This is a genomic window from Streptomyces sp. NPDC058534, assembly GCF_042717365.1.
Taxonomy (GTDB): domain Bacteria; phylum Actinomycetota; class Actinomycetes; order Streptomycetales; family Streptomycetaceae; genus Streptomyces.
In genome coordinates this window covers 5,285-16,272 of the sequence record NZ_JBHXNW010000064.1, presented here as the reverse complement: position 1 = coordinate 16,272, position 10,988 = coordinate 5,285, and the positions used below count along the sequence as shown (strand labels likewise).

Sequence of the window (10,988 nt, the reverse complement as noted above, 5' to 3'; positions counted from 1 at the left end):
CCCCGCGGCGCTTGGGGTTCACCCGTACTGCCACGCCGGGGTGTCCCGGGGGGGGCGGTTCGACTCGGGGGACTTCCCCCACGCCCTGTCGGTCGCGGCCACGATCACGTCGAACGGTGTGAAGGGCACCCTGTCCACACCGTCCCGGACAACCGACCTGTCCTGCGTCCGGTCCCTGTACTACCGCCGGCCTTCCGGCTTCGCCTTCCCCCACCTGGACCAGCAGGACGCCCGGTTCGCAGTCACCCAGGCTCGCTACGGGCTCGGGGGCGTGCTGGCCTCTCTTCCGGGCTGCCTGTACGTCAACCACCCGCACCGTGTCGGCGACGCGGAGTTCAAACCGTCCGGGCTGGCCGCCGCCGCGCACGCCGGCTTCCCCCTGCCGCCTACGGCCGTCACTTCCGATCCGGACGCGGCGCGAGCCTTCATCGAGCAGCACGGCAGGGTGATCTACAAGCCGCTGTCGGCGCCGCTGTACCGCGTCGATGGCGTCTCCTGCACCGTTGAGGTCGCGGCAGTCACGGCCGACGAGATCGATGAGGCCGTCTCCGGCACCGCGCATCTGTTCCAGCGTCAGGTCGACAAGACCGCGGACGTGAGGGTCACCGTCATCGGCGACCAGGTCTTCGCCGTCCGCATCGACTCGGACCTGCTGGACTGGCGCACCGACTACGGCCGCCTGCGCTATTCCGTAGCCACCCCACCGCCAGACATCACCGGGGCCCTGCACGCATACCTCGCCCACTTCGGTCTCGTCTTCGGCGCTTTCGACTTCGCCCTCGACCGTCAGGGGCAATGGTGGTTCCTGGAGTGCAACCCGTCTGGCCAGTGGTACTGGCTGGAGTCCGAGACCGGCCTGCCCATGCTCGCGGCGATGGCCGACCTCCTGGAAGGGAAGACCCGCCGATGACCATCGTGGACTCAGTCGCTCTGCGCCGGGCGTTGGCCGACCGCCTCGCCGCGGGCGGCCTTCTGCGCACCGCGCCATGGCACGAGGCCCTCTGTTCCGTGCCCCGGCACGAGTTCCTCCGCGGCGGCTTCTTCGAACAGGTGAAAGGCTCCGCGCCGACCGCCTGGTATCCGGTCGTGCCCGACGACGGCGGATGGTTGGAGCGCTGTTATGCGGACGAGTCACTGGTCACCCAGATCGCCGGCACCATCGTTCCCGCCGACATCCGCGGCGAGATCATGCGTGTCCCGACATCGTCCAGCACTATGCCGAACCTGGTGGTGCGCATGCTGGAGGACCTTTACGTGGAGGACGGCAACCGGGTGCTGGAAGTCGGCACCGGTACCGGCTACTCGTCCGGACTGCTCTGCCACCGGCTCGGCGACGAGCTGGTCACCTCCGTGGAAGTCGACCCCGAGGTCTCCCGCCGCGCCGGCACTGCCCTCGCCACGTGCGGGTACTTCCCGCGGCTGATCGTCGGTGACGGCCTGGCCGGGCACAGGCACCATGCCCCGTACGACCGGTTGGTCGCCACCTGCGGAGTCTTGAATGTGCCGTACACCTGGGTCGAGCAGACCAAGCCGGGCGGGATCATTCTCGCGACGCTGTGCGGCTGGCTGTACTCCTCCGAGCTGGCCCGGCTGACCGTCGGCGGTGACGGGGTGGCCCACGGCCGGTTCCTTGGCGGCCAGATCTCGTTCATGCTCGCCCGCCCACAGCTCCCGCCACCGTTCGGAATGCTCCCCGACCTGGAGTCAGGCCAGGAGAGGCCGGCTCGGCTCGGTGCCACCGTCCTGGACGACTGGGACGCGCGGTTCGTCGCCCAGCTCGCAGCCCCGCGCGCACAGCACCTCGCCCTCACACTCTCCGACGGGACAAAGCACGTCCTCGTCGACGTGGAGGCAGGCTCCTGGGCAGTCCTCGCCCAAGACGGCGAGCAGTGGACGGTGCGCCAGGGCGGGCCCGTACAAATGTGGGACGCGGTGGAGGACCACCTGCTGCGCTGGCGGACGGACGGATCACCCGCACTGGACCGCTTCGAGGTCACCATCACCCCCGAGGCACAGAGGATCACCTGGCCGACGATCTGAAGTCCCCTGACCGGCCTCGCTCGCACGCTCACCCCATGGCGGGTGGCCCAGGTCCCGCAGCGCGCACAGTCGGCGCATGCCGGAGGCGACATCGGCGTCGATCCGACCGGGACGGGCATGGACACGCTCTGTCCCGGCCGGTCCACGGAGACCAGTGGAAGACCGGTGCTGAGACTTCGGAGCGTTTGTCCCGCGCACACGCCGTCCGAGCGGCGCTCCGCCGGGACAAACGCTCCAATCAGCCCGGCGTCACCGCCGTACCGACTCCACCGTCTCCGGGACATGCCCCGCGACCACACGTTCCCGCCCCCGCGCCGAAGCGGCCGCCGCCCGCCGGTCCACCGCCCAAGCCGTCCCCGCGACCCCCAGACCGAGCACCGCCAGCCCCGCCCCCGCCAGCGCGGGCGACGTGGTGCCGAGGCCCGCCGCGAGGGCGAGGCCGCCGATCCAGGCGCCGCCGGCGTTGGCGAGGTTGAAGGCGGCCTGGTTGGCGGAGGAGGCGAGGGACGGGGCCGCCGTGGCCTTCTCCATCACCATCAGCTGGAGGGGGGAGCCGGTGACGAAGGCGGCCATGCCAAGCAGCGCCACCGACACGGCCGCCGTGACCGGCGTGCGCATCAGGAGCGGGAAGAGGGCGAGGACCACGACCAGCGAGGCGAGGCCACCGAAGAGGGTGCCGCGCAGGGAGTGGTCGGCCAGCCGGCCGCCGAGCAGGTTGCCCGCGGTGGCGCCGACGCCGAACAGCGCAAGCAGCAGCGTCACGCTGGTCTCGGCGAAGCCGGCGGCGTCCGTCAGCATCGGCGTGATGTAGCTGTACGCGGCGAAGAGCGCGCCGAAGCCCGCGACCGTGGTGCCGAGCGCCAGCCAGACGGGCAGGGAGCGCAGGGCGGCCAGTTCGCCGCGCAGGCCCGTGGCGGGGGCGGGGGCGTTCTCGCGCGGGATCAGGGCGACCAGGGCCGCTATCGCCGCGACGCCGATCGCGCTCACGCCGAGGAAGGTGGCCCGCCAGCCGAGCGCCTGGCCCATGGCGGTGGCCGCGGGCACGCCGACGATGTTGGCGACGGTGAGGCCCAGGAACATGAGGGAGACGGAGCGGGCCTTGCGCTCCGGTGCCACCATGCCGGTGGCCACGACGGCGCCGACGCCGAAGAACGCGCCGTGCGGCAGACCGCTGACGAAGCGGGCGGCCAGCAGGGAGATCTCGCCGGGCGCGACGGCCGACAGGGCGTTGCCGACCACGAAGAGCGCCATCAGGGCGATGAGGACGGAGCGGCGGGACATCCGCGTGGTCGCCGCCGCCAGCAGCGGGGCGCCGATGACGACGCCCAGCGCGTAGGCCGACACGAGGTGGCCCGCGGTGGGGATGGAGATGTTCAGGTCGTCCGCGACGTCGGGCAGCAGGCCCATCATCACGAACTCGGTGGTACCGATGCCGAAGGCGCCCACGGCAAGGGCGAGCAGGGCCAGGGGCATAAGGGGGCGAGCCTTTCGAGAGCGGAGTGCGTAAGGGAAGGACGACTGTATGTTCCCCTACGGAACAAAGGCTCTCAGGGCAGGTATTCCGCAGACGAATTTCAGGATGCCGTTGTGTCGACCTTCACACGCGCGGCGATCGGCAGGTGGTCGCTGCCGGTCGACGGGAGGGTCCAGCTGGTCATCGGTTCGACGCCGTCGACCAGGATCTGGTCGATGCGGGCCATCGGGAAGGACGCCGGCCAGCTGAAGCCGAAGCCGTTGCCGACGGCGCCCTGCGGGGAGCGCATCTGCGAGGTGATCGCGGTGAGCGCGCGGTCGTTCATGGTGCCGTTGAGGTCGCCGAGCAGGATCTTGCGGGGCAGCTTCTCGTCGGCGATGGCCTCGCCGAGGGCGTCGGCGCTCTTGTCCCGCTGCCGGGCGGTGAACCCGGCCTCCAGCTTCACCCGGACGGAGGGCAGGTGGGCGACGTACACCGCGAGCGGCCCGGACGGGGTGGTGACGGTGGCGCGCATCGCGCGCTTCCAGCCCAGCTGGATGTCCACCGCCCGCACGTCGGCGACCGGGTACTTGCTCCACAGCCCGACGGTGCCGACGACGGCGTGGTGGGGGTACTTCGACTCCAGCGCCTTCTCGTACGTCGGTACGGCGGACGCCTTCAGCTCCTCCAGGGCCAGCACGTCCGCGCCGGCCGCGGACACGGCGCGGGCGGTGCCGGCCGGGTCGGCGTTGTCGGCGTTGACGTTGTGCGTGGCCACCGTGAGGTCGCCGCCGGTGCCGGTCTTGTCGAAGAGCAGGCCGCCGAAGAGGTTCAGCCACACGCTCACCGGCAGCACCAACGCGATCAGCGCCGTCGCCGACTTGCGGACCACGGCGATCACCAGCAGGACCGGGATCAGGAGGCCGAACCACGGCAGGAAGGTTTCGGTGAGGCTGCCGAGGTTGCCGATGGCGTTCGGGATGTGCGAGTGGGCCGCCATGACGGCTGACAGAAGGAGCGCGACCACGGCCGTGACCAGGCCCCGGGTCCAGATCCGACGGTCGCCGCGCCAGCCGGTGACCACCCGGTCGAACAGGCGCCGAAGCCGGTTCTCCCGGTGCTCGGGATCCGAGCCGCCGTTGTCCGTCTCCGTCATGTACGCCTGCTGCGCCATACCGTTGCCTCACTGCCCGCCGTGCTCACCGTCGCCCCCGTGACTCAGCACCATAGGGGATGATCGGTTCCGATCCTGCCGTCCTTCGACGGCCGTACGGGCACTGGGACGTACGAGTCGCCGTGCGGAGTTCCGCATCCCTCCGGGCCGGGTCACTCTGTGACAGAACGGGCACATTTCACCTCGTGAGTCGATCGGTGGCACGTTCGGTGGCACGTGACGAGGGTCCCCTAGCCGCGGGGACGCGGGAAGTGCCACCATGGAAGGGATCCGGGGACGCCGTCAGGGCGCCTCGAGATGACATGAAGGAGCCGTTGCCATGACGCAGCTTTCGGCTGCCCAGACGCCGCAGCGCACCCCCGGGGACGGGAGCAGGGCGCTGTACGGGGGCAAGATCAACCGTCGCATCACCGTCCGGGACATCACCGCCGCCAAGGAGCGCGGCGAGAAGTGGCCCATGCTCACCGCGTACGACGCGATGACCGCGTCCGTCTTCGACGAGTCCGGCATCCCGGTGATGCTCGTCGGCGACTCCGCGGGCAACTGCCACCTCGGGTACGAGTCGACCGTGCCCGTCACGCTGGACGAGATGACGATGCTGGCGGCGGCCGTGGTGCGGGGCACCTCGCGCGCCCTGATCGTCGGCGACCTGCCCTTCGGCTCCTACCAGGAGGGCCCGGTGCAGGCGCTGCGCTCGGCGACCCGCCTGGTCAAGGAGGCGGGGGTCGGCGCGGTCAAGCTGGAGGGCGGCGAGCGCTCGCACCGGCAGATCGAACTGCTGGTGGAGTCCGGCATCCCGGTGATGGCGCACATCGGCCTCACCCCGCAGTCCGTGAACGCCATGGGCTACCGGGTACAGGGCCGCGGCGAGGAGGCGGCCCAGCAACTGCTGCGCGACGCCAAGGCCGTACAGGACGCGGGCGCCTTCGCGGTCGTCCTGGAGCTGGTGCCGGCCGAGCTGGCCGCCGAGGTGACCCGGACGCTGCACATCCCGACCGTCGGCATCGGCGCGGGCCCCGAGACCGACGCCCAGGTGCTGGTCTGGACCGACATGCTCGGACTGACCGGCGGCCGGATGCCGAAGTTCGTCAAGCAGTACGCCGACCTGCGCCAGGTCATCGGCGACGCGGCGAAGGCGTACGCCGAGGACGTCGTCGGCGGCACGTTCCCGCAGGACGAGCACTCGTTCTAATGCGCCTAAGCCGGCGCCGCTCTCGCGGAGCTGGTTGCTCGCCGTCGTGGTTCCTCAATTGATGGTTGCGGTGCCTGTCGGTGAGATGTCGGCGGCGTAGGTCGTGTTGTCGGTGGGCTGTCGGTGGTTTGTCGGCAGCCCCTGACATCGTCTGGGGCATGAAGCGAATCGACGACAACCCCTCGGCCGCGGACCGCGCGGTCACCGTACGGGGGCTGGTCAAGCACTACGGCGAGACCAAGGCGCTGGACGGCGTCGACCTGGACGTGCGCGAGGGCACCGTGATGGGTGTGCTCGGACCGAACGGCGCCGGCAAGACCACCCTCGTCCGCATCCTGTCCACCCTCCTCGCCCCCGACTCCGGCCAGGCGCACGTCGTCGGCTACGACGTCGTACGGCAGCCCCGGCAGCTGCGGCGGGTCATAGGACTCACCGGGCAGTACGCGTCCGTGGACGAGAAGCTCCCCGGCTGGGAGAACCTGTACATGATCGGCCGGCTCCTCGACCTGCCCCGCAAGGAGGCGCGCACCCGGGCCGACGAACTGCTGGAGCGGTTCTCGCTCACCGAGGCCGGCAAGCGCCCCGCGGCCACCTACTCCGGCGGCATGCGGCGGCGTCTCGACCTGGCGGCGTCCATGATCGGGCGCCCGAAGGTCCTCTTCCTCGACGAGCCCACCACCGGCCTGGACCCCCGCACCCGCAACGAGGTGTGGGACGAGGTCAAGCGCATGGTCGGCGACGGCGTCACCGTGCTGCTCACCACCCAGTACATGGAGGAGGCCGAGCAGCTCGCCACCGAGCTGACCGTCGTCGACCGCGGCGAGGTCATCGCGAACGGCGGCATCGAGGAGCTGAAGGCCAAGGTCGGCGGCCGCACCCTGCGCGTCCGCCCGGCCGACCCGCTGCAACTGCGCCCGCTCGCCGCCTTCCTGGACGAGCTGGGCATCACCGGGCTCGCCAGCAGCACGGTCGACACGCGGCGCGGCGACGTCCTGGTGCCGATCCTCAGCGACGAACAGCTGACCGCCGTGGTGGGCGCGGTCACCGCGCGCGGCCTCACCATCACCTCCATCACCACCGAACTGCCCAGCCTGGACGAGGTCTTCCTGTCCCTCACCGGCCACCGCGCCAGTGCCCCGCAGGACCCGGCGCCCGCCACCGAAGACGCCCGCGAGGAGGTCGCCGTATGAGCGCCGCCACTTCGATTCCCACCGCAGCCACCGACGACGCCCGCATCTCGCTGCGCGGGCATCTGCGGCACACCGGCGCCCTGGTCCGCCGCAACCTGCTGTGGATCCGGCAGGACCCGGAGTCGATGTTCGACGCGCTGCTGATGCCGGTCGTCTTCACCCTGCTGTTCGTGTACGTCTTCGGCGGGTCGATCGGCCAGGCCCTGGGCGGCGGACAGGACGGCTATGTGCAGTACGTGATCCCCGGCATGATCGCGATGATGAGCATGACGCTGTCCCAGGGCGTCGGCACCGGATTCAGCCAGGACTTCAACTCCGGCGTCATGGACCGCTTCCGGTCGCTGCCGATCGGGCGCGGCTCGGTGCTTTTCGCGAAGATCGCGGTGGAGATGGTGCGGATGCTGTTCGCCACCGCCGTACTGATGATCGTCGCCGTGCTGGTGGGCTTCGACATCGACCACTGGGCCGGGCTGTTCGCGGCCGTGGGGCTGTCCGCGGTGTTCGCCTCGTCGATCATGTGGGTGTTCCTCACCCTCGGGGTGATCCTGAAGAACGCGCAGTCCGTGCAGGCGATGGGCTTCCTGGTGCTGTTCCCGCTGCAGTTCGGTTCCTCGATCTTCGCGCCGCCGCAGTCGATGCCGGGCTGGCTCCAGGCCTTCACCGACTACAACCCGCTGTCCACGCTCGCCGACGCGGCGCGCGGACTGATGGTGGGCGGCCCGGTCGCGCACGACCTGTGGATCACGCTCGGCTGGTCGGTGGCGATCACGGCGGTGATGGCGCCGGTCGCCATCCACAAGTTCCGCACGAAGAGCTGAGGCACGTACGCGTCGTACGCGTCATACGAGGGCGGTGGCCTCCCCGGGGGAGAGGCGGCCGCCCTCGGTGTACGCGGCGTCGTACGCCTCGGCGCCCAGCACCGCGCGGACCCGCTCGACGGCTCGCGCGTGGGCGTCCCGCTCCAGGCCGGACGACACGTGGCCGGGCGGCAGCAGCGCGTCGCCGGCGCCCACGCACCGTGCGCCGTCCGCGGCCCGGCGCCCGCCGTCCACGTGGGCCAGCGCCATCGCGGCGATGGTCAGGTAGGCGGACCGCATGTGCGGGGCGATGGCCGCGGAGAGTGGGTCCTCGGCCCGTTCCAGGGACTGGCGGACCTTGGTCAGGCACTCCTCGTGCCGGTCCTCCAGCGTGGCCAGCCAGGCCTCCGCGGCGAGGATGAAGGCGTCGAAGACCACGAAGTGGGCGATGCTGAACTCCTCGCGCAGCAGCCGCAGCTGCTCGCGCGCCTCGGCGGTCCGGCCGGTCATGCCGAGCCGGCCGGCGAGAAAGAGCCGGGCGGCGGGCATCGCGCCGTTGTGACCGGTGCCGCGCGTCCGCTCGATCACGTCGCGCAGGATGCGCTCACCCTGCTCGTCGTCGCCGCACTCCATCAGCACGCTGCCGAGACGGGCGTCGAGGACGTCCACCTGGGCGTGCGCGCCGAGCCGCTCGGCGTGTTCCGCGGCGGCCCGGTAGTCGGCGGCGGCGAGCCCGTACTCGCCCGTGCGCTCGCGGGCCTCGGCGCGCCCGGAGAGGGCCTCGGCCATGCCCCAGGCGTCGCCGAGCCGCCGGTAGATCTCCAGCGCCTCGTCGGCGTCGCGGGCCGCGTCACCCGCCCAGTCGGTGCGGTTGGCGAGCATGTTGGCGCGCATCTGGAGGCTGCCGGCCAGCGCCCACTCGTATCCCGGCGTCTCGCGGCAGGTGCGCACGGAGGCGTCCATGATCTCGCGCAGCCGCTTCATGTCGCCGGTGAGCATCACGGCGAAGAACCAGAGCAGGCCGGGACTGGTACACGTCTGCGGCATGCCCGGCTCGTAGGTCGCGGCGATGACCCGCAGCTTGCTCTGGGCCCGCGGCTTCTGCCAGGCGTCCAGCTCGGTGTCCATGCAGGACAGATGGGCCAGGTGGATCCCGCGCCGGGCCTCGGCGAGCGTCTCGCCGGTCATCGGGGGCGGGTTGGCGGTGCACCGCTCCCACACCGGCAGGGCGGGGCGGACCGGTTCGGCGAAGGGGTCGGGGCCGAGCGCCATGATCTCGACGAACCAGTTCCGGGCCTCCACCCGCAGGTCGCGCATCTGCCAGTACCAGACCAGGGACAGGGACAGGCTCAGCGCCTCCTGCTCGTCGCGCTCGGCGATGGCGTGGCGCAGGGCGGTGCGCAGGTTCTCGTACTCGCGCTCCAGCCGCTCGATGGCGGCGAGTTGCTGCGGGCCGCGCACCAACGGGTCCGTGGTGCGGGCGTATAGGCGGGACTGGGTCCGGTGGGCGCGGTCGGGCGCCGCGGGGGCGAAGGGCTAGGGGCGGGGTTGGACCGCGTACTCGGCGACGGTTTCCAGGAGGCGGTAGCGCATGCCGTCGCCGGTCTGCCGGTCGGTCACGGGTGCGGCGACGACGAGGGACTTGTCGACGAGGGAGCCGAGGGCGTCCAGGGCGGCGGGCCCGCACACGGCCTCGGCGGCGGCGAGGTCGCAGCCGCCGGCGAAGACGGAGAGCCGGCCCAGCACCTCCCGCTCGTCGGCGTCGAGCAGGTCCCAGGACCAGTCGACGACCGCGCGCAGAGTCTGCTGGCGGGGCAGGACGGTGCGGCTGCCGGAGGTGAGCAGGCGGAAGCGGTCGTCGAGGCGGTCGGCGATCTGGCGCGGGGTGAGCATGCGCAGCCGGGCGGCGGCGAGTTCGATGGCCAGCGGCAGGCCGTCGAGGCGGCGGCAGATCTCGGCACAGGCGGCGGCGGTGTCCTCGTCGGCGTCGGGGCGGAAACCGGGGCGGGCGGCGGCGCCGCGGTCGGCGAGCAGCCGGAGCGCGGCGGGTTCGGGCAGCGGTTCCACCGGGCGCAGGGACTCTCCCGGTACGCCGAGGGGTTCGCGGCTGGTGGCGAGGACGGTCAGGTGGGGGCAGCGGGCGAGCAGTTCCTCGGTGAGGCGGGCGGCGGCGTCGACGACGTGCTCGCAGTTGTCGAGGACGATCAGCATGCGGCGCCGGCCGCAGTGCTCGACCAGTCGCTCGACGGCGGTGGCCTGCCGGTCGGTGGCGGCGACGGCCCGCATCTCCTCGGCACCGGCGCCGTACAGCACGGTCTCGCGGGCGCCGAGGGCGGTCAGCACGGCCTCGGGTACGGCGTCGGGGTCGTCGACGGGGGCGAGTTCGGCGAGCCACACGCCGTCCTCGGCCGCGTCACCGGCGCCCTCGGCGGCCTCCTGCGAGAGGCGGGTCTTGCCGGCGCCGCCGGGTCCGAGGAGGGTGACGAGCCGCGTGGTCGCCAGGTCGGCGCGCAGGGACTCCAGGTCGGCGTCCCGGCCGACGAAGGAGGTGAGCCGGGCGCGGAGGTTGCCCCGGGGGCGGGCGGCCGGCGCGCGGGGTGCCTCGGCGGGCGCGGGCCGGTCGCCGGGTGCCGTGGGCGTCACCCGCTCCCCGGGCGCGAGCAGTTCGGCGTGCAGTGCGCGCAGCCCGGGCCCGGGGTCGGTGCCGAGCCGGTCCGCGAGCAGGTGCCGTACGGCCTCGTAGGCGGCCAGTGCCTCGGCGGTGCGGCCGGTGTCGCGCAGGGCGCGCAGCCGCAGCGTCTGGAGGGGCTCGTCCAGGGGGTGGCCGTCGCACAGCGCGGTCAGCTCGGGCAGGGAGTGCTCGGCCGCCCCGAGGTCCAGGGCGGCGGTGTGCCGGGCGCGCAGGGCGTCCAGGTGCCGGGTCTCCCAGCGGGCCGCCTCGGCGGTGCGGTCGGGCAGGTCGGCGAGGGCGGGACCGCGCCACAGGGCGAGGGCGTCGTCGAGCACGACGGCCGCCTTCGCGGGGTCGCCGTGGGGGGGGGGGGGGGGGGCGGCCCCCCCCCCCCCCGCGGCGGGGGGGGGTGGGTGGTGTTGAGGGGGGGGGGGGGGGTCGCGCGCGCCCCGCGGCGGCGGGGCCCGCGCC

The 10,988-nt window shown here is 72.5% G+C and carries 7 protein-coding genes and 1 pseudogene; 5 read left to right on the top strand and 3 right to left on the bottom strand.

Features of this window, described 5'->3' with window-relative positions; translation table 11 throughout:
* A partial coding sequence (gene tgmB, locus ACFWR9_RS31115; protein WP_383847729.1) for an ATP-grasp ribosomal peptide maturase occupies window positions 1–910 on the top strand: 910 nt, incomplete at its 5' end.
* Window positions 907–2,040, top strand: coding sequence for an ATP-grasp peptide maturase system methyltransferase (tgmC, locus tag ACFWR9_RS31110; protein WP_383847726.1), 1,134 nt, complete (start codon window positions 907–909; stop codon window positions 2,038–2,040). The genes tgmB and tgmC, both read left to right, overlap by 4 nt.
* 249 nt (window positions 2,041–2,289) lie before the next feature.
* Here the strand turns inward: tgmC and ACFWR9_RS31105 are convergent, their stop codons facing one another.
* Both ACFWR9_RS31105 and ACFWR9_RS31100 read right to left on the bottom strand, forming a co-directional pair.
* Window positions 2,290–3,513 (bottom strand): MFS transporter, encoded by a 1,224-nt coding sequence (locus ACFWR9_RS31105; RefSeq protein ID WP_383847724.1) that lies wholly within the window; start codon window positions 3,511–3,513, stop codon window positions 2,290–2,292.
* A gap of 101 nt (window positions 3,514–3,614) precedes the next feature.
* Window positions 3,615–4,667 (bottom strand): endonuclease/exonuclease/phosphatase family protein, encoded by a 1,053-nt coding sequence (locus tag ACFWR9_RS31100; protein WP_383847721.1) that lies wholly within the window; start codon window positions 4,665–4,667, stop codon window positions 3,615–3,617.
* A gap of 319 nt (window positions 4,668–4,986) precedes the next feature.
* On the opposite strand from ACFWR9_RS31100, the gene panB reads away from it, so the two are divergent.
* The 3 genes from panB to ACFWR9_RS31085 all read left to right on the top strand — a co-directional run bounded on the left by panB (window position 4,987) and on the right by ACFWR9_RS31085 (window position 7,867).
* On the top strand, window positions 4,987–5,859 hold the full coding sequence (gene panB / locus ACFWR9_RS31095; protein ID WP_383847718.1) for a 3-methyl-2-oxobutanoate hydroxymethyltransferase: 873 nt from the start codon (window positions 4,987–4,989) through the stop codon (window positions 5,857–5,859).
* A gap of 158 nt (window positions 5,860–6,017) precedes the next feature.
* Window positions 6,018–7,049, top strand: coding sequence for an ATP-binding cassette domain-containing protein (locus ACFWR9_RS31090; RefSeq protein WP_383847715.1), 1,032 nt, complete (start codon window positions 6,018–6,020; stop codon window positions 7,047–7,049).
* On the top strand, window positions 7,046–7,867 hold the full coding sequence (locus tag ACFWR9_RS31085; RefSeq protein ID WP_383847713.1) for an ABC transporter permease: 822 nt from the start codon (window positions 7,046–7,048) through the stop codon (window positions 7,865–7,867). The genes ACFWR9_RS31090 and ACFWR9_RS31085 overlap by 4 nt, the downstream gene beginning before the upstream one ends.
* 21 nt (window positions 7,868–7,888) lie before the next feature.
* Here the strand turns inward: ACFWR9_RS31085 and ACFWR9_RS31080 are convergent.
* Window positions 7,889–10,988: pseudogene (locus ACFWR9_RS31080) on the bottom strand (ATP-binding protein); the annotation flags it as partial.

Coding starts and splice junctions, on each gene's coding strand:
- tgmC (WP_383847726.1), top strand. CDS start 907: ATGACCATCGTGGACTCAGTCGCTCTGCGCCGGGCGTTGGCCGACCGC.
- ACFWR9_RS31105 (WP_383847724.1), bottom strand. CDS start 3,513: ATGCCCCTGGCCCTGCTCGCCCTTGCCGTGGGCGCCTTCGGCATCGGT.
- ACFWR9_RS31100 (WP_383847721.1), bottom strand. CDS start 4,667: ATGGCGCAGCAGGCGTACATGACGGAGACGGACAACGGCGGCTCGGAT.
- panB (WP_383847718.1), top strand. CDS start 4,987: ATGACGCAGCTTTCGGCTGCCCAGACGCCGCAGCGCACCCCCGGGGAC.
- ACFWR9_RS31090 (WP_383847715.1), top strand. CDS start 6,018: ATGAAGCGAATCGACGACAACCCCTCGGCCGCGGACCGCGCGGTCACC.
- ACFWR9_RS31085 (WP_383847713.1), top strand. CDS start 7,046: ATGAGCGCCGCCACTTCGATTCCCACCGCAGCCACCGACGACGCCCGC.